Source organism: Nostoc sp., assembly GCF_036917275.1.
Taxonomy (GTDB): Bacteria; Cyanobacteriota; Cyanobacteriia; order Cyanobacteriales; family Nostocaceae; genus Nostoc.
Genome location: NZ_JBALDF010000018.1, coordinates 43,666 through 69,247 on the forward strand (window position 1 = coordinate 43,666; position 25,582 = coordinate 69,247).

16 protein-coding genes are annotated in these 25,582 nt (G+C 41.2%); 8 read left to right on the forward strand and 8 right to left on the reverse strand.

Features of this window, described 5'->3' with window-relative positions; translation table 11 throughout:
* Positions 1–141: 141 nt before the first annotated feature.
* From V7K35_RS07380 to V7K35_RS07400, 5 genes are all read right to left on the reverse strand, one after another.
* Entirely contained in the window at positions 142–1,497 is a 1,356-nt protein-coding gene (locus V7K35_RS07380) for an aromatic ring-hydroxylating dioxygenase subunit alpha (RefSeq protein ID WP_335077612.1), read from the reverse strand.
* Positions 1,498–1,595: 98 nt separating this feature from the next.
* The gene (locus tag V7K35_RS07385; RefSeq protein ID WP_335077614.1) at positions 1,596–2,468 is read right to left on the reverse strand and encodes an aldo/keto reductase family oxidoreductase; all 873 of its coding nucleotides are present in this window, start codon (positions 2,466–2,468) and stop codon (positions 1,596–1,598) included.
* Between the two features lie 437 nt (positions 2,469–2,905).
* A complete protein-coding gene (locus tag V7K35_RS07390) occupies positions 2,906–4,834 on the reverse strand; it encodes a S9 family peptidase (protein ID WP_335077616.1) in 1,929 nt (642 codons plus the stop codon).
* Positions 4,835–5,001: 167 nt separating this feature from the next.
* Entirely contained in the window at positions 5,002–5,367 is a 366-nt protein-coding gene (locus V7K35_RS07395; protein ID WP_193945293.1) for a Lin0512 family protein, read from the reverse strand.
* A 73-nt stretch (positions 5,368–5,440) separates the two neighbouring features.
* On the reverse strand, positions 5,441–5,809 hold the full coding sequence (locus V7K35_RS07400) for a cyclic nucleotide-binding domain-containing protein (RefSeq protein WP_335077618.1): 369 nt from the start codon (positions 5,807–5,809) through the stop codon (positions 5,441–5,443).
* A gap of 459 nt (positions 5,810–6,268) precedes the next feature.
* Here V7K35_RS07400 and V7K35_RS07405 point away from each other — a divergent pair, with 459 nt between their 5' ends.
* From V7K35_RS07405 to V7K35_RS07425, 5 genes are all read left to right on the forward strand, one after another.
* On the forward strand, positions 6,269–6,649 hold the full coding sequence (locus tag V7K35_RS07405; protein ID WP_335077620.1) for an endonuclease domain-containing protein: 381 nt from the start codon (positions 6,269–6,271) through the stop codon (positions 6,647–6,649).
* Between the two features lie 140 nt (positions 6,650–6,789).
* A complete protein-coding gene (locus V7K35_RS07410) occupies positions 6,790–7,071 on the forward strand; it encodes a hypothetical protein (RefSeq protein ID WP_335077622.1) in 282 nt (93 codons plus the stop codon).
* A gap of 89 nt (positions 7,072–7,160) precedes the next feature.
* On the forward strand, positions 7,161–7,634 hold the full coding sequence (locus V7K35_RS07415) for a hypothetical protein (RefSeq protein WP_335077624.1): 474 nt from the start codon (positions 7,161–7,163) through the stop codon (positions 7,632–7,634).
* 291 nt (positions 7,635–7,925) lie between these two features.
* The gene (ileS, locus tag V7K35_RS07420; protein ID WP_335077638.1) at positions 7,926–10,808 is read left to right on the forward strand and encodes an isoleucine--tRNA ligase; all 2,883 of its coding nucleotides are present in this window, start codon (positions 7,926–7,928) and stop codon (positions 10,806–10,808) included.
* Between the two features lie 798 nt (positions 10,809–11,606).
* Positions 11,607–12,758, forward strand: coding sequence for a histidine decarboxylase (locus V7K35_RS07425; RefSeq protein ID WP_335077625.1), 1,152 nt, complete (start codon positions 11,607–11,609; stop codon positions 12,756–12,758).
* A 412-nt stretch (positions 12,759–13,170) separates the two neighbouring features.
* Here the strand turns inward: V7K35_RS07425 and V7K35_RS07430 are convergent, their stop codons facing one another.
* Together V7K35_RS07430 and V7K35_RS07435 are read right to left on the reverse strand one after the other, a co-directional pair.
* A complete protein-coding gene (locus V7K35_RS07430; RefSeq protein ID WP_335077626.1) occupies positions 13,171–16,551 on the reverse strand; it encodes an EAL domain-containing protein in 3,381 nt (1,126 codons plus the stop codon).
* Between the two features lie 336 nt (positions 16,552–16,887).
* Positions 16,888–17,772: a ParA family protein gene (locus tag V7K35_RS07435; protein WP_334796863.1), complete on the reverse strand. Its 885-nt coding sequence runs from the start codon at positions 17,770–17,772 to the stop codon at positions 16,888–16,890.
* Positions 17,773–18,031: 259 nt separating this feature from the next.
* On the opposite strand from V7K35_RS07435, the gene V7K35_RS07440 reads away from it, so the two are divergent.
* Positions 18,032–19,207, forward strand: coding sequence for a homospermidine biosynthesis protein (locus tag V7K35_RS07440; protein ID WP_335077628.1), 1,176 nt, complete (start codon positions 18,032–18,034; stop codon positions 19,205–19,207).
* Between the two features lie 51 nt (positions 19,208–19,258).
* On the opposite strand, the gene V7K35_RS07445 is transcribed toward V7K35_RS07440, so the two are convergent.
* Positions 19,259–21,166, reverse strand: a complete 1,908-nt coding sequence (locus V7K35_RS07445) for an adenylate/guanylate cyclase domain-containing protein (protein ID WP_335077630.1) — start codon at positions 21,164–21,166, stop codon at positions 19,259–19,261.
* 770 nt (positions 21,167–21,936) lie between these two features.
* Here V7K35_RS07445 and V7K35_RS07450 point away from each other — a divergent pair.
* Together V7K35_RS07450 and V7K35_RS07455 are read left to right on the forward strand one after the other, a co-directional pair.
* A complete protein-coding gene (locus tag V7K35_RS07450; RefSeq protein WP_335077632.1) occupies positions 21,937–23,280 on the forward strand; it encodes a P-loop NTPase fold protein in 1,344 nt (447 codons plus the stop codon).
* Complete coding sequence (locus tag V7K35_RS07455; RefSeq protein WP_335077634.1) at positions 23,231–25,195, forward strand: tetratricopeptide repeat protein; 1,965 nt, start codon at positions 23,231–23,233, stop codon at positions 25,193–25,195. Before V7K35_RS07450 ends, V7K35_RS07455 begins: the two co-directional genes overlap by 50 nt.
* Positions 25,196–25,582 lie beyond the last annotated feature (387 nt).

A 25,582-nucleotide genomic window follows, 5' to 3' on the forward strand; every position in this document is an offset into this window, starting at 1 on the left:
CTTACTGCCAGAGATTTTTATCCCAATATTTTTACTTTAGCGCAGAGCGGCTAACTTGATTATGACTAAGATGATAGTTTAGGGATTAAGTGTTGGGAAGGGAAGAATTTCGATTCCAGTCCCCAGTCCCTAATTGTTATTTTAGTGACGAGTGTAGGAACGCTCAAAGTGAGTTTTGAGTCTTTGAGCCATAGCGGACATGACAACTGCTGCTATAGAAAGCGATAATGCAGCTATTCTGATTCTAGAATCATCTGCAAGTATTGCTAAAGCCGCTAGAGCGATCGCTACTCCTATACAACTTTGTTTAACCCTATTTGTCACTTGATAAGCTTGATTACAGGAATGACAAATAAGTGTATGTTGTGAGAATCGGTCTAACGTGATCAACTTTTGATCAGACTCGCTACTACCAAGATTTTTTGAAGTGGAATAACCTTGATAAAACGGCAAAGATGATCCAAATTTATCTAGCCACTTGCGATACTCAACCACTAGAGGATCAGATGTTTTCAGTGGTAAATATACTTCTTTGAGATTTTGTCCCAAACGCTCAATTTGGGCCTTTTGTTCAACGACTAATTGCAAATCACCTTCTAAAATTTTGTTTCGGATCAAAATGTGTTCTAACCAGGGAGGCATTAGCTTGATTTTTTGGCTAAAAAAGTTACCATAATTTCTAACAAGAATCCGACATCTATCTTTACTTAATGGAATTGAATACAAGGCTACGCCCCCAAACTTACCTTGCTGTTCATTACGAGAGTTGTAGAGAATCAAATTAGGAGCAATGAAATCTAATGACATCCAAGGCAGATTGGCAGTCTGTGTTTGCCGCCACCTTCCCTTTATTCCCTGAATGTTGCTGTCAATGACTTCTAGTTCCAACGGTTGGGCATCTTTTCGACTTCCCATGATGCGATCATGGCTGATTGGAATATGAGCCGGGTCAATAACGTTTTCAATAAAATAGCTTTGGTCGTAAGGTAGATCACGTACATAGTCTAAGCTGAAGCAATCCGGCTTTTCCCAATCTGGTAGAGATGGAATTAGCTCATCAATAGCTGTTTCGGCTTCCCCTGCCCACATCCAAATGATCCCTTGACGTTCCAAGACTTTAAAGGATGATACGCAAGCATTTACCGGAATTTTGGCATCTGTTGGTAATTGGGGAATGTGCAGACATTGACCATCACTGCCAAACTGCCAACCGTGATATAAGCACTCTATTTTGCCGTCAATAATTTGTCCATCAGAAAGTCTAGCTGCACGGTGGGGACAACGATCTGTTAAACAGATAAGTTGTCCATTTTGGTCTTTGAACAAAACGAAGGGTTCATCGTACAAGGAAAAGCTATAAGGGCGGTTGGCTGGCAAGTCTTGTACAAAGCTAACGGGATACCAGCATTGCCTCCAGTTAAATTCTTGCTTCTTTTCAGGTGTCTCAAAGGTAGAAGTTGGTGGTGTAGCCTGTAGTGTCTCTGTTTCTAATGACATAATTTTCTCCAGATTTCTTTGATTTTATGCGCCGTAACCGCGTAGCATCTCAAAGTTTTTGGTGCTGGCCGCACCGTAGACGAGTCCGATCGGCATAGTTAAGCGCCGCCGATCGCGTCCAACTCGGCAATTATTTGCGGTGGAAGTTGCAAATCTGCGGCTTTGAGATTCTCATGCAGATGCTCAACCGATGAGGTTCCCGGAATCAGCAAGATGTTCGGCGAGCGCTGCAACAGCCACGCCAGCGCAATCTGCATCTTAGTGGCTTTGACCGACGCCACCACCGTGTCCAGCGTCGAAGACTGAAGCGGGTTGAAGCCGCCGAGCGGAAAGAACGGCACGTAGGCGATGCCCTTAAGCGCCAGATCGCCTACTAGCGCCTCGTCGTCGCGGTGGGCGAGGTTGTACTGGTTCTGCACACAGACCACCGGCGCGATCGCCCGCGCTTCCTCGACCTGCGCCGCCGTCACATTGCTAAGTCCCAGGTGCCGGATCAATCCCTGCTGCTGCATCTCTGCGAGTACAGTGAATTGCTCTGCGATCGACCCCTCGTTCGGTTTGTCCCCCCATCGGCGCAGGTTGACGACATCGATCACGTCAACGCCCAGGTTGCTCAGGTTGTCGTGTACCGCTTGGCGAAGCTCGGTCGGACTCTGCGCTGGATTCCACGATGCGTCCGCGCCGCGCACTGCGCCCACCTTGGTGACAATCGTCAGATTTTCGGGATAAGGATGCAGTGCTTGTCGAATGATTTGGTTGGTGATGTGCGGACCGTAGAAGTCGCTGGTGTCGATGTGATCAATTCCGAGTGCGATCGCTTCGCGCAGAACGGCAACGGCAGCATCCACGTCACGCGGCGGTCCCCAAACACCTGATCCAGCAAGCTGCATCGCGCCATAGCCTATCCGCTTCAGAGTTACAGAAGTACCTGCGAGCGTGAAACTACCGCCAAGGTTCACTTGAGCAACCATGTTTTTGTTCCTCCTAAATGTTTATCGGTTTATGAAGAAATTAATGACTTGCAGTGGTAATGGCCGCCTTCAACTGCTCCATGTTCTAGCAATCAGTATAGCGAACTCCATTAATATAAGACTTACGCACACTCTACGATTCTTGGCGTTCTTGGCGTCTTGGCAGTTCGATAAGATGCACTTAATTATTAAACGAACCGCCAAGTGCGCCAAGGCAGAAGGAGTAATCATTAAGTGCAAGCTCACGGAGAATTGGTATCAAAGCTAATTTATTTAATCCACGTTCCTTAGAGAACGTCTAAAGTAAGAAATTTCTTGCTGAACTTTCTTACTTTGGTAGCCACAATCAAAGGATAGCAATACTTTCGAGAGCCATTATTTCGCACTTTTATTGCGCGGTCAAGATGTCACTTTCGCTGATGATCACGGCTAGGTAGCTAAAAGTTTTCAATGACTACAGGTTCGATTGATTCAGCAGTTTCAAAGTCGAAAATTCGTGAGTAAAAGTAGAGTTCTGCTGACAAAGAACGTTTGATGTTTGGGGCTTTACGAAAGCCATGTTCTTCAGCCTCAAAAGGAAGATAAGCCACAGGTACACCTTTAGTTCGCAGGGCTGCAACCATTGCTTCAGTTTGGTTGGGCGGAACCACTCGATCCTCTAATCCTTGGAAAAAAATCACTGGACAGGCTAGACGATCGCTAAAGTTAATTGGCGATCGCTCTTGATAAATCTGACGCTGTTGTGGGTAAGCGCCAACCAGGCGATCCAAGTAGCGCGATTCAAATTTATGTGTATCCCGGACTAAAGCTTCTAAGTCGCTGACACCATAATAGCTGGCTCCTGCTTTAAAAGTATCTCGGAAAGTCAAGGCACAAAGCGTTGTGTAACCACCTGCACTACCACCAGAAATTGCCAGGCGATCGCCGTCTACATCTCCCCGTTCCACCAAGTAACGCGCACCAAAAACACAATCATCTACATCTACAATTCCCCACTGTCCATCAAGTCGTTGCCGATACTCCCGCCCGTAACCTGTACTACCACCATAATTTACATCCAGAACCGCTATACCTCGGCTAGTCCAATACTGAACGCCAAAACTGAGGCTACTAGAAGTTGCTGCGGTGGGGCCACCGTGGCTGTTGACAATCAAAGGCGGTTTTTCGCCCGCAGGAGCAGTATAATCTAGGTTTTGAGGTGAGTAGAAAAGGGCGTGTGCTGTTTTACCATCAGCTGTTTCGTATTCAATGGCTTCAGGGAGAGAAAGATAACCAGCATCAATAGTTACATCACTGGAACGCCGTAGTACTTCTAGCTTTTTGGTTGTCAAATCTAGACGGATAATAGCTGCCAACTCAGTTGGAGAACTTCCGCGAAAAACCACCTGGTTAGAGGTGGCGTGGAGAGAACTAATAGCTGTGTAGGGCGTATTTATTAGTTCTAGTTGAGCGGTTACTGTGTCAAGGCTAGCTAAATACCAAATACCTTGCTGGGTATAAGTACAAATAATCCGGTTAGCAGACTCAAAAGCGTAAGTGGACATCCCAAAATTCCATTGCGGCTGACCAAACTCCGCTTTGATTTGAGTTAGCGCTTCTACATTTTCATCTTGCCAACGATATATATTCCACCAACCTGTACGGTCAGAAACAAAGTACAATTTGCCATCCGGCGACCACTCTGGCTGAAAGATAGATTCATCTAAATCGCCAGCAATTTTTTGAGTATTTCCTAAACTACCATCTGCTTTTAATTCCCCAACCCATAGTTCAGTACTATCCCAAGGCATATTAGGATGGTTCCAAGTCAGCCAAGCTAATCGTAAACCATCGGGACTAAGGCGAGGCGAAGCATAAAAGTCATTTCCAGATACTAATACTTGGATTTTGTGTCCGTCTAGTTCCACGCTGACTAGAGTATTGATCGCCTCATTTGCAGCATCAGTGTGATCTTCGGACACGCAAATAATTCGGTTGTGTTGGCGGTCAAAAATACCATCTGCATAGCGTGTGGCTGCTGACGGGGTGATGGCTTGCGGCTGTGTATCGGTATCCTGACGATATAGGCGTTGGTCAATAAAGTTAGAAAAGTAAACAGTGCCATCTACCACAAGAAAAGAACTGCCACCATATTCATGCACACGGGTACGCACGTTGAAGGGAGTAGGTGTGATATCAGTAATTTCACCATTTGCACCCCGGCGGACTACGACATTTCTACCTTGCTCTGACGGTCGCAGCTCGCTCCAGTAAATATCTTCGCCATCGAGAGCAATTTGTCCCAACCCAATTGTCCGTGCGGTAATTAAGTCTGTTGTGATGGGCGATCGCCAAGATCCGTAAGATACTACCTCTGGTTTAATCACGCTCTATTCTGCTCCCTGTTTCCAAGAATTATGGATTGTGTGTAGAGGCAAAACTCAGGCACACCTACTTGTACTAATTCATAATACTAGATTGCAGCTGCCCCAAACCTTGACTACAAGCGATTGGCAGGCTTGAGTACACTTGTGAGCATAACGCCTGCGATCGGCTACTCATTCTCGATCAGAACTGTAACAGCAGCGATCGCAATCAACATTTCGTCATTTTTATCGTTGAGTTCGGGAATCGCCCGCCCTTGAACTATCATCCCCCCAGATTCTACGGTAAGACTTTTGCGACCAAATGGTAGGACAGCTAGTACCTCTTCTTCTCTAACTTGTTCTGGATATGGTACTGCTACCTGAACTTCTATAATCATTTCATTGGGGTGACTTAAACCAGCAACTTCCCAAACACCAGGTAAAGCATTGTGAGCGATCGCATTCCTTACCGCCCTAGATGCTGCTACTGTTGGTTCTTGTCCATGCTGGTCTATTCCCATCCCCATCTCGATAATCAACCGTTTACGCGCCATTGCTACCTCCAGTAAATCTTGCACCTTTGACTTTATTTAAATTAGTTTTAGAATTTCTGCTAGCTGAGGTGCTTTAAAGCAGATGCTGCAAGCGACTTAAACGGTCTGAGTAACTTTTCATCACCTTTAGAGCAAACATGGGTGTTTCCTGAACGGCGAAGAGAAACCCGTTCTCATCAAGGAAACCTAGTTTGCTATCCACCTTGGCAATAGCTGTGTAAGTTCTATTTTGGACTCCTATAAGTACCCCGATACCAAAAACTTCGCCCGTCTCAATGGTTTCTACAACTTTGCCATTGACTAATATATCTACCTCTCCTTCCAGAATTCCGTACATTTCATCTCCAGACTGTCCTTCTTCAAAAATGACTTGACCTGCTGAAAATACTTTCGGGTCGGATTGTTTTTGAAAGATACTGACTGTTACCACAGGACTTAGCATTAGAGCAACCCCAAAATTATTTGTTTTTAAACGAAACCTTTGGATAAGCAATACGATAACCCAGAAAAGTATACTACTTTCTGTTACTTAACTCTTAATCTCCGCAAAATTTCTGATTAGTCCCTTAATCGTCTAAAAACCTCTCCTGATTTTATTAGGCAAAACCGTCCCTTTTTGAGTCGGAGTTACGGTGTATAGACAAGTTATCGAATCACTACCAGTCCTCGAATTACCCCACCCTAACCCTCCCCTTGTAAAGGGGAGGGAACCGGAAATCTTGTTTCCCCCCTTTATAAGGGGGGATTAAGGGGGGTAATCCTGTCGAATTACCCCACCCTAACCCTCCCCTTATAAAGGGGAGGGAACTAGATAGATTTCTTGTTTCCCCCCTTTATAAGGGGGGATTAAGGGGGGTAATCCTGGGAATAATAAGCACAGTCCAGGAATATGAAAATGCTGATGACAAAACTGTATAACCAAACCTCAGAAAAGCAAAAACGGCAAACTCTCAGAAACAATATGCCCCCATCTGAAAAAATAGTTTGGGCAAAACTTAGAAATCAGCAAATTGAAAGCTGTAAATTTCGCAGACAATACAGTATTGACAGATTTGTAGTGGATTTTTATTCTTCGGAATTGAGACTTGCTATAGAAATTGATGGTGATAGTCACTATCAAGATGGAGTTCCAGAGTATGACCGCGATCGCCAAGCATTTTTGGAATCAAAAGGTACGAGGATTTTAAGATTTACGAATCAAGAAGTTTATCAAGATATTGATGGTGTGGTGGATCAGATTAGCGAAGTTATTTGTAGGTTGAGGGAAGTTACCCCACCCTAACCCTCCCCTTATAAAGGGGAGGGAACTAGAATCTCTTGTTTCCCCCCTTTACAAGGGGGGATTAAGGGGGGTAATTCGACTTGTGTGTACACCGTAGCTTATAAAGACGAGGGAATTAGATGTTCTAGTTTCCCCTTTCTATGTTATTTCGGGGTTCGCATTTGTTGATTCGGGGTTCGCAATTGTTGATTCGGCGATCGCATTTGCTGATTCGGGGTTCGCATTTGTTGATTCGGGGTTCGCATTTGCTGATTCGGGGTTCGCATTTGCTGATTCGGGGTTCGCATTTGCTGATTCGGGGTTCGCATTTGCTGATTCGGGGTTCGCATTTGCTGATTCGGGGTTCGCATTTGTTGATTCGGGGTTCGCATTTGCTGATTGCACTTATTCTCAAACAACAAATCGATATGAAAAATGAGTAAAAATACAGACAAACTCGTAATTATATCGTTGAACTTTTAATGAAATAAATCCACAAAACTACCCATCTCAGGCAAAAGGATACTCCACTATGTTGAAAAAGGAATTATTAAGAAGAGGATATCTCATGTCTTTAAGAACTCGTGGTTCTGCTGCTGTTGACAAAGCCCAACTTCGTCTCGCCTTGCTTAAATCCATTGATGAAAATCTAGATTTAGGACATGGATTAACCATTGAAGCCTACAACCACCTTGTAAACGCTACCCGTGCGACGTTAGAAGCTCATAATACACTTGTGTCCAATCTTGAAGAATCGCGTAAGACAGTAACCCAGATGGATAAAGCTCTCTCCGAAATGTCTGAACGAATGCTAAGTGGAGTTGCAACTATCTACGGCAGAAACAGTATACAGTATTCCAAAGCTGGCGGCTCTAATGGAAAAAGAAATAAACAATATAGTTCAAAAGCTGCTCCAATTGTAGCGGTTCTTGCCAGTCAACCTGCTCAAGCTGAAATTGTGAATGCGTTAACTAACGGTCACAGCACAACTCCTTTGCTGCAATAATGCACTTAGACCATAAATATAGTACCGTGTCAAGCCTAAATTTGTGCATTAAGTGTCACTTGGGTTAACGTAAGGAAACCCAACTGACACTTAATCCATCTGAATTTTATAGTAGCAATGTCTACGACGGGCTACGCCCTTGTGGAATCCTATCTTTTATTTGCAACTTTATTAACGAAAATTCAAGGTAGGGAGAGGTTTATCAAACTCGCTCTCAAAAAGCAAATTTTGGTTTTCAGGCTATCTTCTATAATTGATAAAACCTACACACCTAATTCTAGGCATGAGACTGTGACCGAATCAGGAAGTTACAAAGATACTGTAAATCTACCCAAGACTAACTTTGAGATGCGGGCAAACGCCATCAAGCGTGAGCCTGAAATCCAAAAATTTTGGGAAGAAAATAAAATTTACGATCGCCTTTCCAAAAATAACCCCGGCGAATTATTTATACTGCACGATGGGCCTCCCTACGCTAATGGCTCACTCCATATCGGTCATGCCTTAAATAAAATTCTCAAAGATATTATTAATCGCTACCAAATGTTACAAGGGCGTAAAGTTCGCTACGTCCCTGGTTGGGATTGTCACGGATTGCCAATTGAATTGAAAGTTTTGCAGAATATGAAATCAGCAGAACGGCAAAATTTAACGGCTTTACAACTGCGCTTAAAAGCGAAAGAATTTGCTTTAGTTACCATAAATGACCAGCGTCAAAATTTTAAACGCTACGGTATTTGGGGAGATTGGGATAACCCTTATCTAACTCTGAAGCCGGAATATGAAGCGGCTCAAATTGGCGTGTTTGGTCAGATGTTCTTAAAAGGCTACATCTATCGCGGTTTGAAGCCGGTTCACTGGAGTCCGAGTTCTAAAACCGCTTTGGCTGAAGCTGAGTTGGAATATCCAGAAGGTCACGTTTCCCGCAGTATCTATGCAGCTTTTCCAGTTACAAGTTTGGCGGAAGCTGTAAAACCACTGTTGGCGGAATATTTGTCAGATTTGGGTGTAGCTATCTGGACGACTACACCTTGGACAATTCCGGCGAATTTGGCTGTGGCGGTAAATGCAGATTTGAACTATGCAGTGGTGGAATCCCACTCAGAGGCAAAAGCGCAAAGTAATTTCAAATACCTCATCGTTGCAGCTGATTTAGTGGAACGTTTATCTTCGACGTTGGGTGTTGAGTTAACTCTAAAAGCCACATTTAAAGGGAGTGATTTAGAACATACTACTTACCGTCATCCCTTATATGACCGTGAAAGTCCAATTGTTGTCGGCGGTGATTACATTACTACTGAATCAGGTACTGGGTTGGTACATACTGCACCCGGTCATGGTCAAGAAGACTACATTGTTGGTCAGCGTTACGGTTTGCCCATCCTTGCACCAGTGGATGACAATGGCAATTTTACCGAAGAAGCGGGACAATTTGCGGGGTTAAATGTGCTGGGTGATGGTAATCAGGCGGTAATTGATGCCTTAACGGTGGCTGGTTCCTTGTTGAAGGAAGAACCATACCCTCACAAATATCCCTATGATTGGCGGACGAAGAAGCCGACGATTTTCCGTGCGACTGAACAATGGTTTGCTTCCGTCGAAGGATTTAGAGAAGAAGCGCTAAAAGCGATCGCCACTGTAAAATGGATTCCAGCCCAAGGTGAAAATCGGATCACGCCAATGGTGGCGGAACGTCCCGATTGGTGTATCTCTCGTCAGCGAAGTTGGGGTGTACCAATTCCCGTTTTCTATGATGAAGCCACGGGAGAACCACTACTGAATGAAGAAATTATCAACCACATCCAAGGAATCATCGCTGAAAAAGGTTCTGATGCTTGGTGGGAATTATCGGTTGAGGAGTTATTACCCCAATCCTATCGCCAAAATGGCAAGTCTTACCGCAAAGGTACAGACACAATGGATGTATGGTTTGATTCTGGCTCATCTTGGGCAGCTGTCCTCAACCAGCGTCCAGATTTACGCTATCCCGCTGATATGTATTTGGAAGGTTCCGACCAACATCGCGGTTGGTTCCAGTCAAGCTTGCTCACCAGTGTAGCGGTAAATGAGATTGCGCCTTACAAAACTGTGCTAACTCACGGCTTTGCTTTGGACGAACAAGGGCGGAAGATGAGTAAGTCAGAAGGAAATGTGGTTGACCCAAATACAATCATTGAAGGCGGGAAAAATCAAAAAGTAGAACCGCCTTACGGTGTAGATGTATTGAGATTGTGGGTATCATCGGTAGACTACTCTGGTGATGTCCGCATTGGTAAAAACATTATCAAGCAACTGAATGATGTCAGAGGCAAAATTCGCAATACAGCGCGGTTTTTGTTGGGTAGCTTGCATGATTTTGACCCGGAAAAAGATGCAGTCCCCTTCGAGGAATTGCCAGAACTTGACCGTTATATGCTGCACCGCATCACCGAGGTGTTTGAGGAAGTAACCGTTGCTTTTGAGAGTTTCCAATTCTTCCGCTTTTTCCAAACAGTGCAGAATTTCTGCGTGGTGGATTTATCCAACTTTTATTTAGATATTGCCAAAGATAGACTGTACATCAGTGCAACCGATGCTTTCCGCCGTCGCAGTTGTCAAACAGTGCTGAAGATCGCAATAGATAATTTAGCACGAGCGATCGCTCCAGTATTATGCCACACCGCCGAAGATATCTGGCAATATCTCCCCTACAAAACACCTTACAAATCGGTGTTTGAAGCCGGTTGGGTGCAGGTAGAGGAAAAATGGCGTAATCCGGAATTAGGGGAATCTTGGACAGAATTACGGAAAATTCGTGATCAGCTCAACAAAATTCTAGAAATATATCGATTGCAAAAGACAATCGGATCGTCTTTAGAAGCGAAAATTGTGGTGCATGTTTTTGATGAGGGATTGCGTCAACGTTTACAAGCTCTAAATCCCAATACTCACGGTTCAGTTGAAAAAAGTAATGGTGTAGATGAGTTACGTTATCTATTTTTAGCTTCTCAAGTAGAAGTGCCATCTGAACCAATTTCTCAGGAAGGAGATGATGCTGACATATATTTTCAGGTTTACAAAGCAGATGGGCAAAAATGCGATCGCTGCTGGAACTACTCTATTCATGTGGGAGAATCAGCAGAACATCCCCTAATTTGTGAACGGTGTGTTGCAGCTTTAGCCGGAGAGTTCTAAAAGCAAAAATCTAAATGCACTTTTAGCTGATGAAGTCCGCGTGGTGCGCTAACAAGCGCGATATGCGGACTTCGTTTTTATAGCCACGATTTCTAGTAAAGCGGGCGCGTAAATCCACTACCATCTCATATGATTTTAGATTTATTCTCGTGTTTAAATTCGGGGGCTGAAAACCTGCATTAAATAATAAAACGCAAGAGTCTTCTCTACGAAAGGCTCCGCCAACAATTCCATTATCCAAAATTTAAACATCATAAATTTTATGAGTAAGCTGTTATACATTTAACTTGCATAATTAGGATAGTCAAGACTTCTGCGTGAGCGCTACTTCGACACTTCGGTATAGTTCGACTGCGCTCACCAGCCGCTCAGTGCAACGCAACGCTTAGTATAAGTCAGTCGAACGCTACCCACGCCACAAACAATAGTTATTGACATTTTAGTTAGATATGCAAACTAGATGTGGTTTGCTTTTCAGCAGAAGATTCGCTAATTTGCAATCTCAAAAAGTAATTTTGTTCATATTTAAATGTCAAACTAACCCTTTAAGAGTTTGATTGAAATTGACATTATGGCTAAATCTGAGATTTAGCTTGGTAATCGTGCCTTTGAATGATATAACACAAGCAGACAAATCGTATGAGTATTTTCACTGAATAATATATACGTATTACCACTTAATTTATTTTTAATGAAAAAACTTAATTAATACTGAGGTTGAGAAATTATAAAGACATTATATTAACGGCTAGAACTTCGACTCAAACGTGAATTAACTCAAATAGGAGATACAGAGATATGTCAGATAGAATTGCTAAAGAGTTGGCAGATTTTTTGTTGCAAATAGAACAGCGATCGCAGTTTCATGCAGGCTACCCATATAATTTAAGTTGTGATTACAGTGCGATCGCAAAATTTTTCAATTTCCTGTTAAATAATGCTGGAGATCCATATGTCGAGCCAGATTTTGGTCTCCATTCTCGTAAGTTTGAACAAGAAGTATTATCTTTTTTTGCTGAACTCTATAAGATTCCAGAAAGTCAGTTTTGGGGTTATGTTACTGCTGGCGGAACTGAAGGTAATTTATATGGAATGTTTTTAGCAAGAGAAATTTACCCTAATGGGATTCTTTACTCGTCACAAGACTCGCATTACTCAATTTCCAAAGCAGCCAAATTATTCCGCATCCAACATAATATTGTCAATTCACAAATTAATGGAGAGATGAATTATAAACATTTTGAGCAACTAATTAGCGAGAATCGCAATTATCCAGCGCTCATAAATTTAAATATTGGGACTACTGTCAAGGGTGCGATTGATAACTTAGACAAAGTTCTAGAAATTTTAGAGCGCAATCAGATTAAAGATTATTACATTCATTGTGATGCTGCACTCTCAGGATTAATATTACCGTTTTTAGATGGCGCTCCGCAAATTAACTTTCAAAAACCCATAGATAGTATAGCTATTTCTGCTAAATTCATTGGTTCTCCATTACCTTGTGGTGTAGTCTTAACTAAGAAGAAATGGGTAGAAAAAGTTGAAACAATAATTGAATATATTGGTTCAACTGATACAACAATTCTGGGTTCTAGAAACGGCCATACTCCCCTGATTCTCTGGTATGCAGTGCAAACAAGAGGTTGTGATGGATTAGCTAGAGAAGCAAAGACCTGTATTCATAATGCCCAATATCTTTTCCAACAACTTCAAATCAGAGAATATCCATGCATGTTAAATAATTTTTCCAATACTGTAGTGTTTCAAAAACCTTCTCAAAGGTTAATTAAAAAGTGGCAGTTAGCAGTTTTTGAAAATTGGGCGCACATGATAGTTATGCAGAATATTGATCGGGATAAAATCGATATTTTTATTAATGAGCTTTTATTAGAAGAAGGGTTACTTAATAACGCAGAACATTTCCAGCTACAGCCAGTACTACATTAATAGACCTCTTGCATAAATGCTTAAATTGTCATATTGAGCGGAGCTAAACATCTTGTAATATTCTTCTCTCCACTGGGTTAAGCTCAAAATGACATTCCTGATTTTTTGACTTTTGCAAGAGGTCTAATATAGATTATCAAGTGAAATTAATCGTCTAATTATACGAGGTATTTTTCTAAAAGGATGTTTAAAAAGTTGTAAAGTATCCTATAAACCCCGCTTCTATTCATCTCCCCCACTCCTGAAAGGCTTTGAAACCTCGATTCCTGCACTTCGTGCTGTAACTCTTAGAAATGCTTTTGCGTTCGTAAACGCTAACATAGGGAAGGCTTGCTAGGGGGGTTAGGTTTAGGAGGTGATTAACAACAATACTTTTCAAACATCCTTTAAACAGAATTTGAACCCAAGAATTTCAGGTCTTTAAAAAGTTTTTGTAGCACAAATTGGTAGCAAGTAATATTTCTACTTCTGCACATTCTACAGGTGGTAAGAAAAAATACCCTTGCCCATAATCACATTGTAAAGCCTTTAACTGTGCTAATTGCTCTACAGTTTCTATCCCTTCTGCTGTTACAGACATATTTAAATTATGAGCTAATGTCACAATAGCTCGAACAATTTCTAAATTTTCTCCTCGACTACCTATATTAGTGATGAAAGAACGGTCAATTTTAAGGGTTTTGATTGGTAGACGGTGCAGATAACTCAAGGATGAAAAGCCAGTACCAAAATCATCCATGTGCAACTCGACATTCAGCGCTGTTAACTGGGAAAACACAGTGGTAGCTAATTCAAAATTATCCACCAACAAGGTTTCAGTAATCTCCAATTTCAAACTGGATGGCTTTAGTCCAGTTTCCTGCAAAATATGTTTAACTTCTTTAAACACATCAGGTTGCGTGATTTGTTTAGCAGAAAAATTTACACTAATTGTCAGGGGTAGTGAGGTAGGAAATTGTTTATGCCATATGTGCATTTGGTGGCACGCTTCATAAAGCACCCATTGCCCGATACTAATAATCATTCCAGTTTCTTCGGCCAGGGGAATAAAATCTTCAGGGGAAATAAGTCCTCGTTCTGGATGATGCCAACGTATCAGTGCCTCAAATCCAATAATTTTGCCAGTTGTCAGTGAAATAATTGGCTGGTAATTAAGGCTAAATTCTTTTGGCTTGAGCAGCGCACTTCGCAGAGCAGTTTCTAACTTCAACAGCGAAGATGCACCCTCGTGCATTTTTTGGTCAAATACCTCATAGCGTGCCTTACCAAGTGATTTGGCACAGTACATTGCCACATCGGCATCGCGTAGAATCTGCGCTGCTTGCTCATAATCTATTTTACTTAAAGCGATGCCGATACTAGCATTAGTAAACACCCTATGCTCATTTAATTTAAATGGCGAGGCTAGCACCTTTTTAATTCGCTCGGCTACCTGTACGGCAGTGCTGATATCTTCAATTTCCTCAATTAAGATTGTGAACTCATCTCCGCCAAAACGGGCAATTATGTCTCCAACTCGCAGAACTGATTTTAGCCGATGAGAAATTGCAATCAAAAGTTGATTTCCCTGTAGATGTCCAAGGCTGTCATTAACAACTTTAAAGCGGTCTATATCTAAAAAGAGTACGGCAAAGAAATAATTTTTTCGCTGTTTAGTACGTTCTATTGCCTGCTGCACTCGCTCTATAAATAATCGTTGATTAGGTAATCCGGTTAGCCCGTCATGAAGACTATTGTGCTGTAATTGCTCTTGTACTTTTTGACGCTTGATAATGTCTTTTTCAAGCTGTTTATTCACTTTAATAAGTTCAATGGTACGTTCTATAACCATCTGTTCAAGATGATAACGATACTGAACTAATTCTTCCTCGATTAACTTCCGCTTAGTAATGTCACGGACAATAACAATATACTCTCTTAACTGAGAATTAAATGGCTGTGAAATAGTCGATTCAACAACTCGTAGACCTTCGTTTATTTTTAAGGTTTGCTCACTCCTAATAGACCATTGCTCCGGTTTACCACGATAGTATATTAAGAGTTGATTCAAGTTTTGCCCAAGCAACTGCTGAACATTTGTTTGAAATAATTTTTCAGCAGCGGTATTTGTCTGACAAATTGTACCGTTTTCATCTAAGACTAAAACAGTATCTGGAACGGTATCGAGAGTAGTGATAAATAGGTTTCTTGCTTGTTTGCGTGCTTCATCAATAGCAACAATTTGTGGTAGAGTTGTCCAGCAAGCAATCGCTACCCCCATAAAAGAAAGTGTCACTAGTAGAATAGCTAATAAAGAGTTTTTAGGATTATTAGAAAGTTTATCTAATAAATCGCGGATAACCCAACTGCTTGTGGTAGTAATACAAATTAATGATACTAAGACAATCACCTGTAGTACCACAAAGTCTGAGTTGTTTCTATTAGACCTAATGTCGTAACGCTGTGTCCACCATTCCGGCTGTAATGGCGCAAATCTTAAGCGACGTAGCCCTACATCTGCGATGATTAGAACAATGGGTAATAATAATCCCACTAAGAAATCTCTCCGACTCCAAGCTAAACCTCCCACTATTAGAACTACTGCTTCTACAAAGAAAAAACCAAGTGACCACCAAGGCCATAACACCTGCGGTTTGTCCCGACACAGCCATAATCCCAGATGTAATCCCATAATGGACATGAGATAACAGGTGCCTGCTACTGTGACAAGTTGAGGTACATTTCCCAAATTTAGACAAAGCAAACTGATTGTAAAGGTAACTAAGATACCAGGCCCAAGGACACCTTGGCGGGAAACTAATGCAAATATGGGAGAAAGCTGTTTGTCTAAGGCAAGTTGGTATAAGATCCGAGGAGAGTTGGAAACAGCCGTAGCAGAACTTAGAAGGCAAGATATACTAATCAGAAGTGTTACTAGAAAGGGGGCATATTCACCCCAAAAAGGCTCAGAAGCCGCTACCAAATTTGAGAATGCATCGTCTATTTTTGGATTTTGAGGCGAATGCATTAATACCCAAGAACCACCTAAAAACACTGGAGGAATTAGCCAAGCAGCTACGCTTAAAAATCTTAAAGTTTTATATGGGTGGCGGCTATCAGCAACAAAAGAAGAAGTGGTTTCACAAGCATAAATTGAATAGCTAGCCAGAAAAAACCACTTTGCCCATTCTTCAAAACTTAGGCTATCTATGTTAGTTGGGCTAAATTTAAAATTATCAGGTGAGGAGGCTAACCATACTACGCCTTGAGTACAAAACAAAAGCAGTAATAAAATCGCTGGTAATACAAAAAATAAATGCAGGAGCGCTAGAGCACGACTGCCACTGAATGCCACAATAAAAGGAATCGTTGTAAATACAACTTTTAATAAAGTTTCTGGGCAAGAAATACCTAATGGTTGAAAACTGACTTTAATTAGCTCTGTGAGAATAATCGCATACAGTGCCGGTGCTGCTGCCCAGCTAAAAAAGTATCCTAAGGCTACGTAACGACCTAAGCCAGGAAAGTTCTTTAATAGCCTTGTGGTATAGTTTGGTGTTCCTCCAGCCACATCTGACCAATATCTACCTAAACTTTGTACCTGCAAGTTAAGTAAAAAGGAAATAATCGTGCCAAAAAACCAAACTAAGATCGCTTTAGGCCCTAACATTGCATGAATCATGGGGGCAGTACCAATCCATCCCACATGACCCGTTAAGCCAAAGCCCCAGGTTTCGAGATAACTCAGAGTCCGTGGTAGGCGTATTCCCAAGTGCTGATTTATCTCTTCGTGTACGGAATTGTTAGTAACCATTGTTTCTTAGTGAAATTTACTGGTCTTTTCACTCAATAGCTAAATCTGCCTGCATATAGCTTCAGTAGAACTGCTGAACTTATGAAAAGGATAACTTACTTATTACTACTTAGCACCTTTTATTTGGGCAGACAATAAATAGCAACTCTAATTGATTTGGGAAAATCAAAAGGTTCACATTTTCGACTTATTTAACAAGTCGAAAATCGTATTATAGCAATCCTATTTTATTTGTAAAAATCGCCAGGTTCCGATTTACAACTTTTTATAAAACTTGCAAATCTTGTTTTTCACGAATGATTTAGGATTGCTATATTTCCAAACGGTTTAGTTTTGTTATAGCTTTTGCAACAACTCCTGAGTTAACTGAAAGAACGCTTTTGAACCAGATGATTGAGGAGCAATTAAAACAGCTGGCATAAAACTATCAACAGCCTTAGCAACATTGACATCAACAGGTATTTGTACCTTACAAATTTTTTCTACACCAAAATCTTCAACAACGCGGTGCATCACTTGTTTATAGTATCTGCCTGTGAGAAGGTTAGCACTGGACATGCTAAATACAATTCCCAGCATTTTTATATCTATCTTAGTTTCATGCCCGTGACTATCTTTTAATTGGGCAATGCGTCTTTCCAGCAGTTGAATACCCACTATAGATAAGGGTTCTGGTTTAGCAGGAAGTATGTAGAAATCGCTGGCGGCTAAAGCGCTACGAGTCAATAGATTATAGCCCGGTGCACAATCGAGAAGGATAAAATCATATTCTTGACGGACTGGTTTTAAGATGTTATTAATCAAGACTCTTTCAAAGCGATTCCAAACCATTTCAAAGTCTTGTTCACCCAAAGCAGTTGCTTGTTGATGTAGCATTTCTGATACAACAAATTCATCATACAAGTCGATATCTCCTGGTAATAAATCCAGTCCAGGAAGATTACAAACCTGGGATTGAATGATATCCTGAATTGTCAGTTTTGCTTGTGGGTCTGGATTGATAATTTCGTCTATCAGATACCTAAATGTCTTACTTTGTTTACGGCGCTTGGCAAAATCTAAAGGCGACATCAAACTGAGTGTGGCACTAATTTGGCTGTCTAAATCCAGGACAAGCACCCGCTTGCCATGATTTTTAGCTAAACAGGTAGCTAAGTTGACGGTGAGGGTGGTTTTACCAACGCCACCTTTCATATTTGCAGTAGCAATTACATATCCCATTGGTTGAGTCCTCTGTTAACACATTTTCATCTAGCTAGCGTACACCTCTCTCGATCTATTAAATCTTCCATTAAATTTAATATTTTCGGAAACTCTTTTCAGTGAGATAGCCTCAATTGGAGGCGTTGAAGTCCGTGACACGATTTAATCTCAGCCGTCGTAGTGTTTTTTGATAATATGGGCTAGTTAAATTGCTGTTACTTTGCTTGAAACCTAGATAACATTAGATTCGGCGTGTTTACTGTTCGGGAGTGCCAAAATGTCTAAACAGCTGGGTCAAAAAATTGCACCGACACCTATATCAAATGATATCAATGTGGTGGATTTGATTGATCAATACTTCACCGCTTATAACTCAGCGCGGTTGCGGGAAATCTGCCAACTACTGAGTCGTGATGTGCTAACAGAAGGTGTCACAGTGGGAGTTAGCCTTTCTGGTGCGATGACACCAGCCGGATTCGGGGTTTCAGCGCTTGCACCCTTAATTCGCAATGGCTTTATTGACTGGATGATTAGCACTGGTGCAAATCTTTACCACGATATGCACTACGGTTTGGGTTTTGATCTCTTTGCTGGTAATCCGTTTTTGGATGATGTGAAACTGCGCCAGGAAGGCACTATTCGCATTTATGACATTATCTTTGGTTACGATGTGCTGCTGGAAACTGATGCGTTCATCCGCAAGATTCTGCAAGGAGAAGCGTTTCAGAAGCGGATGGGAACTGCTGAGTTTCACTATTTACTGGGTAAGTATGTTCGGGAAGTAGAAAAGCAGTTGGGTGTGCAGCATTCTTGCTTGCTTGCTACAGCTTATGAGTATGGCGTGCCGATATATACGTCTTCTCCAGGAGATAGCTCAATTGGCATGAACGTGGCGGCTTTAGCTTTGGAAGGTTCGCAGTTGGTTTTAGATCCATCAATTGACGTAAATGAGACGGCTGCGATCGCATATAATGCCCGTGAATCTGGAGGTAAAAGTGCGGCTGTAATTCTCGGTGGCGGTAGTCCGAAAAACTTTTTGTTACAAACTCAACCACAACTTCACGAAGTATTAGGACTAGAAGAACGAGGACACGATTACTTTGTGCAGTTTACCGATGCGCGTCCAGATACAGGCGGTTTGTCTGGAGCAACCCCATCGGAAGCCGTCAGTTGGGGTAAGATTGACCCGGAAGAGTTACCTAACGCAATTGTTTGTTATACCGATAGCACGATCGCTCTACCACTGGTAACAGCGTATGTTCTTAACAAGTGCCAGCCTCGTCCCCTGAAGCGTGTGTACGACAGGCGAGAAGCCATTTTGGATAAACTGCAAAAAGACTATCTAGCAGCCAAAACCCGACCATCAGATCAGGTTCCAGCAGCAGTGGCTGAAAATGCTTTACAGCAAACAGCGACTTATCCCTGTGGTCGATTAATTCCGAATACTCATTAGGCAGTAGAGAAGAGGCAGGGGGGCAAGGAAAACAACAATGCCCAATGCCCCTCATCTCTTCTTTCCAATTAATAAATAGGTCGTCATTTTCCCTTTGCTTTTAACTTCGATTTCACCCCGCTTTTCAAGTAAAAATTCATCACATAAATACTTATAAGTATCTTCTGTAACCTGGATTTTACCTACAATACCTTGGGATTCCATGCAGCTAGCGATATTTATCGTGTCTCCCCAGAGATCATAAGTAAAGTTGTTGAGGTCAATTACTCCCGCCATTACGGAACCGCTATGGATGCCGATACGGATATTGAAGTTTTGGTTATTCTCAGTATTAAATAGAGCGATCGCAGTTTGCATGTGCAGTGCCATTTGGGCGATCGCTTGAGCATGATCCAGACGGCGTGTAGATAAGCCACCAACTACCATATAAGCATCGTTAATGGTTTTGATTCTCTCTAAACCATATTGCTCGGTGAGGCGATCGAAAGCTGAGAAAATTTGGTTGAGTAAGTTTACCACTTGAATTGCACTCATAGAAGCAGTAATTTCGGTAAAGCCGACAATATCTGCAAATAAAACTGTGACATCAGCAAAGTCTTCGGCAATGTTAGCTGGTTCTTGTTTCAAAGGTTTGGAGATTGCGGCTGGCAAAATATTCAGCAATAGACGTTCGGTTTCTTCCTGGTGACGGCGCAGCGCTTCTTCTGCTGCTAATCGCTGGGTGACATTGCGAAAAATGCCGCGAACCGCAACTGGATGACCTTCGACAAATTTACAGTTAATATTACCTTCTAAAAAGATTGTTTGACCGTCTTTAGTAACGAATGCGGATTTTATTTGATTGAACTTTTCTCCTGATAGCAAGCGATAAAACCTTTGCAAAAAGTCTTGTTTACACTCTGGATGTATAATATCGAAAACAGTCATATTCGCAATTTCAGCTTCGCTATATCCCAAAGTTTCTCGCCATGCACGATTCACATACAAAAAATGACCAGAGGCATTGATCGATTGAATCAGGTCATTAGCATTTTCAAATAAGTCTCGATATCGTTCTTCACTTTCTACAAGTGCATCTTCTGCTTGTTTGCGTTTGATAAACTGGGCGACTTGACTACCAATCGAACCCACCAATTGCAATAGGTCTTTATCTTTTGGTTGTACGTCTCGGCTAAAGAAAACCATCACTCCTAAGATTTCACTATCGTCTAAGATGGGGAAGCCAAAAGCAGCGTGTAATCCAGTCTCAGCAGCAGGTTGCGATCGCCTTTTGTCTCCATCTTTTGTAATATCTTGAATCCACAAGGGCAAACGTCTGATCCAAATTCGACCAGGTAAGCCAACACCAGGTGTATAGGTAGTTTGCCAGGTGATTGCTTTAAACTCTCGCACATAAATTACTCGACTTGACCAAATTTCCACACACCTTAATACTGCATTAATACTATCTCCCTGTACCGAAGTGCCAATATATTGACTTGCTGTCCAAAGTTCTCCTAAATCACATCCCAAATTTTGACAAATCGACTGCAAAATTTGCGGAATTCCCTGCTTTACACTTTGGGATTCTGATAATATCCGAGTGATAGCATACTGGGTACTTGTACGCTGTTCCCGGTGCTGCCGAGCGGTAACATCCCGACCAATGTAGACAATATCTTCTAATCCTTTTATTTTTTTCGGAATTACTGAACAAGAAAAAGCAATCAACCGTTTTTCTCTAGTTTTAGTTCGACAAACTGCCTCGAAATTCTGGGAGTTTTGCTTAAAAGAAGAATGTCGATAAATGGCTTGTGTTAATACTTGAGTATCATCAATTATCAGTGACATTGGTTGATTAATTAATTCTTCTTCACTAAAACCAAATAATTTTTGAGCAGCACGATTTACTTTTTTTATTTCTCCTAAATTACTGGTTATAAATAAAGCATCTGCAATTGCAGTAATTACTTGATCCATGTAATTTTTGTATGCTATAAAAGCACTTAATAGCAGATTTTTTTAATTGGCTTGCTGTGCTAAGTTTTATTTTAAAACTAGCACATCCTCAATTACAACAATTAATTTATTATATTGTTTATTGATGCTCTAAATAGATATTTATATATAGATGTAATTTTTGGTCTAAATATTGTCCAATTACTTGTAATTAAAATAGTTATTACTCCCCTTCCAGGATAGCTTTTAAAAGATTTTCAAGCCCGATAAACTCAATAAAACTTAGCCTGACATCTTTTTTGCGTATCACCTCCTCAGGACGTTCTGCAAACCGTTGTACTTGCTCAGATGTATCTATGATCCAGAAATTATCATCCAGTTTTAAGTGTTAAAATTTATGTAGAGAAGAAGGCTTGTTTAAAATAAATCAGTGTGTTGAGCAAAAACAACCATGAGCAGAATTAAGTAAGCGTCAATAATATGTATTCTCTCTTTTTGAGGATTGACAATTGAGTATTATTCTGAATTTTTTTTAGTAGATTATATTCAATAACGCGGTTTATAAACGATCGCCATTTTGACAAAACTACTCCCAATACAGTTCGGTAACGTTTTAATATTTTGAACATCCTAACAACAAGCCTTTTTTAGGGAATGTCATTGTTTAATGTATAAAATCATACAATTTATTTAAATTCAAAAAGTAAATTTTTATCAGATGTAATGTTGCACAGCGATCGCCTAAAATTTAAGATTGAGAAAGTCATATTTATAAAGTTAGTCAAAACCCGATGAATCACCAGCGTGCTAATACTCTAAAAGCTGCATTTCAAGTTTGTAATGTTGAACCGCTAGAGGGTGCAGACATAGAGCGGTACTATGTTGATTTATCAGCAGTCCGTAAAACTTCAGCAATTGAAGAAGTTAGTAAAATTTTAGACTTTCAAGAACCCGCAGATTTCCGCACAATTTTGTTTACCGGACATCGCGGCTGTGGCAAAAGTACAGAGTTAAAACGTATTCAAAAGCAATGGGAAGAACAATATCACGTAATTTATTTAGAAGTTAATGAAGAAACAGATATTAATGATGCTCGTTATACAGATTTATATTTAATCGTCATCAAACAAGTAGAATTTGAGTTGCGTAAATTAGGTTTAAAATTTGACCCTCAACTTCTGGAAAACTTTGAATCTTGGTTTAAGGATATTACCAAAGAAACCGAAGAAACTGTAGAAAAATCAGTCAGTATTCAGGGAGAAGCGACTCTGAAACCAGAAGCTCCATTTATCGCTAAATTGATGGTTAAATTACTGGCACAAATTAAAGGTTCTGATAAACAAAAAACTACTATTCGCCAAACTTTAGAAAAAGACCTATCACGTCTGAAAGCAGATATTAACCTTTTATTAGGAGATGCCTACGTTAAACTCCGAAAAAAATTCCCTCAATATAAGGGTTTATTGATTATTTTTGACAACATGGATCGTGTACCACCGACGATCGCAGAACATTTATTTTTTGACTATGCGCCTCAGTTACAAGAACTAGATTGCACGATAATTTATACAGTTCCAATTTCTGTGCTTTGTTCGCCTAAAAACCCACTCAATCAGTTTGATGGTAATCCTCATATTGTCCCAATGGTGAATATTTATGAATTTGAACGCGATCGCTGCCATTTAAACTACAATCAAACGGGACTAGAAGCAGTTGCCAGCGTGATTGAAAAGCGCGTAGATATTGATGCTGTATTTGCATCTCGCCAGGAATTGCTAGATTTAGCAAAAGCCAGTGGAGGACATGTCCGCCAATTAATGCAGATGATACAGACTGCTTGCCTAACTGCTAGTACTCGCAAACATCCCAAAATTATTGCTGAAGATATTATCTATGCTGTGAAACAACAGCAATTTAGTTTTGAAAGGTTTATTCCTGAAGAACATTATCCGTTTTTAGCCCAAGTGTGCATCACCAAGAATGTCAGCAAAGATGACATCGGTCAGTTAATGCTGTTTAACACTTCAGTTTTGGAATACAACGGCGATAAACGATGGAATTATCCCAATCCAGTGGTGAAGCAAAATGAATTCTTCCAGAAAGCCCTTGCATCCGCACTCACAGCGCAACCTTAGCTCAGAAATAGGAGCGTTTATCGCGCTTAATCAAGAAATCTTTGCTCAATTACTTACCTTTGTAGACTTTGCAGAAAAATTTACCATTGGTTTTGTGGAAATTAATTTTCCCCCAGATGCAGAAATCTTAGTTGAGGCGCTAAAGACAAATCCTGAGTGTAGGGATATTCAGTTTGTGAATATGAATTTTTCTGATGCCAATTTGCGATTTCTCAGGGATGAAATTGTCAAAATATTACCAACTATTGAGATAGAAGATAACAAAAAATTAGTCTTGATTGTACAAGGTTTAGAAAAGTCTATTGGCGTTTATGGAGACTATCCGCCAGTTTTACAAGACCTCAACTTTGTCCGAGATGCTTATAAAAGAACTGTTCCTCATCCCATTCTGTTTATTCTGCCAGATTATGCCCTGACTCGGTTAGCTAAATTTGCTCCTGATTTTTGGGCTTGGCAATCGGGGATGTTTCGGTTTCAAACACCTCAAGTTACCAAAGATTATGCGATTAATGAGGCTCAAAATACTGAGAGAATTATAAACAGATTAGAACCACCAGAAAAGCAAGAGCGGATCGATTTATTACACCGCTTGCTAATGGAATATAAACCTACTGGACATCATCTAACAGGAGAAAACCTCCGCAACTGTAGTAATATTTTGCATCAGCTAGGAGTCGCGTATCTAAGTAAGAATGAACCTATCAAAGCTAGAGAATATTTAGAAGAAGCCGAAAAAATAGCTAGAGAGTTTCCAGATTCCACATTCCATGCTGAAATCCTCAACACATTAGGAGATTCTTATCGGCAGCAAAGGCAATTCGATACAGCGATCGCTTATTATCAAAAATCTTTAAGTATTTCACAACAACTTCAGAATCCTCGCGGCGAAATTGCTGCTTTGTTTGAATTGGGCAATGCTTATCTAGACTTGAGACAATTTACACAGGCGACAACTTTCTATGAACAGTGTCTAGAAATTGAACAACAAATAGGCGATCGCTATTCTTCAGCTAGCACCTACCACCAGTTGGGAATGGTTGCCCAAGATTTGCGGGAATTTAAGGAGGCACGGCGCAATTACCAACAAGCTTTGGCTATCGATATCGAATTTGGTGATCGCTATTCTCAAGCTGGCACTTACCATGAGTTGGGGAGAGTTGCCCAAGAATTGCGGGAATTTGAGGAGGCGCGGCGCAATTACCAACAAGCTTTGGCCATCTGTATCGAATATGGCGATCACTATAACCAAGCTAAAATATACCACCAGTTAGGAATAGTTGCCCAAGATTTACGAGAATTTGAGGAGGCACGGCGTTATTACCAACAAGCTTTGTCCATCTGTATCGAATATAGCGATCACTATAACCAAGCTAAGATGTACCACCAGTTGGGAATGGTTGCCCAAGATTTGCGGGAATTTGAGGAGGCGCGGCGCAATTACCAAGAAGCTTTGGCTATTAATATTGAATTTGGCGATCGCTATTCTCAAGCTAGCACCTACCACCAATTGGGATATGTTGCTCAAGATTTGCGTGAATTTGAGGAGGTGCGGCGCAATTACCAACAAGCTTTAGCTATCTTCATCGAATTTGGCGATCGCTATTCTCAAGCTAGCATCTACCACCAGTTGGGAGCTGTTGCCCAACAATTGCGAGAATTTGAGGAGGCGCGGCGCAATTACCAACAAGCTTTGGCTATCTACATCGAATTTAGCGATCGCTATTCTCAAGCTGGCACCTACGGCCAATTAGGAATGCTTGCAGAAGCAGAAGAAAACTACGCAGAGGCGAGGGTTCATTTGCAGACAGCGTTGGAGATATATGTTGAGTATAAGGATGAATATCGGGGGGCGATCGCACGGGAGGCGTTAGAGAGATTAGCAGTACACCTTGACGGAAATAAGCTACCCATTTGAAATCTCTGAAACCCTTTTATTACCCCCCTTAATCCCCCCTTATAAAGGGGGGAAATAAGAAAATCCGGTTCCCTCCCCAATATATCGGGGAGGGTTAGGGTGGGGTAAAAAATATTTGATACATCAATCATCACTTTTTAAATATCCTCTAAGAAAGATTACCAGAGTGATCGGGTGATGGCATTTAACAGGGGCGCAACCAGATCATACTCATTAGGCAAGTGTAGCAAGTCAATACAATGGCATTGTCAGTCGATACAATCGCATTGTTAGCCGATACTATCGCATTGTCAGCCGATACTATCGCATTGTCAGCCGATACTATCGCATTGTCAGCCGATACTATCGCATTGTCAGCCGATACTATCGCATTGTCAGCCGATACTA

Excerpts from the sequence above, each read along its gene's own strand:
- V7K35_RS07445 (WP_335077630.1), bottom strand. The coding sequence starts at position 21,166 with ATGGATCAAGTAATTACTGCAATTGCAGATGCTTTATTTATAACCAGT.
- V7K35_RS07455 (WP_335077634.1), top strand. The coding sequence starts at position 23,231 with ATGAATTCTTCCAGAAAGCCCTTGCATCCGCACTCACAGCGCAACCTT.
- V7K35_RS07385 (WP_335077614.1), bottom strand. The coding sequence starts at position 2,468 with ATGGTTGCTCAAGTGAACCTTGGCGGTAGTTTCACGCTCGCAGGTACT.
- V7K35_RS07415 (WP_335077624.1), top strand. The coding sequence starts at position 7,161 with ATGTTGAAAAAGGAATTATTAAGAAGAGGATATCTCATGTCTTTAAGA.
- V7K35_RS07435 (WP_334796863.1), bottom strand. The coding sequence starts at position 17,772 with ATGGGATATGTAATTGCTACTGCAAATATGAAAGGTGGCGTTGGTAAA.
- V7K35_RS07430 (WP_335077626.1), bottom strand. The coding sequence starts at position 16,551 with ATGGTTACTAACAATTCCGTACACGAAGAGATAAATCAGCACTTGGGA.
- V7K35_RS07395 (WP_193945293.1), bottom strand. The coding sequence starts at position 5,367 with ATGGCGCGTAAACGGTTGATTATCGAGATGGGGATGGGAATAGACCAG.
- V7K35_RS07400 (WP_335077618.1), bottom strand. The coding sequence starts at position 5,809 with ATGCTAAGTCCTGTGGTAACAGTCAGTATCTTTCAAAAACAATCCGAC.
- V7K35_RS07425 (WP_335077625.1), top strand. The coding sequence starts at position 11,607 with ATGTCAGATAGAATTGCTAAAGAGTTGGCAGATTTTTTGTTGCAAATA.
- V7K35_RS07405 (WP_335077620.1), top strand. The coding sequence starts at position 6,269 with ATGACAAAACTGTATAACCAAACCTCAGAAAAGCAAAAACGGCAAACT.
- V7K35_RS07450 (WP_335077632.1), top strand. The coding sequence starts at position 21,937 with ATGAATCACCAGCGTGCTAATACTCTAAAAGCTGCATTTCAAGTTTGT.
- V7K35_RS07410 (WP_335077622.1), top strand. The coding sequence starts at position 6,790 with ATGTTATTTCGGGGTTCGCATTTGTTGATTCGGGGTTCGCAATTGTTG.
- V7K35_RS07380 (WP_335077612.1), bottom strand. The coding sequence starts at position 1,497 with ATGTCATTAGAAACAGAGACACTACAGGCTACACCACCAACTTCTACC.
- V7K35_RS07440 (WP_335077628.1), top strand. The coding sequence starts at position 18,032 with ATGTCTAAACAGCTGGGTCAAAAAATTGCACCGACACCTATATCAAAT.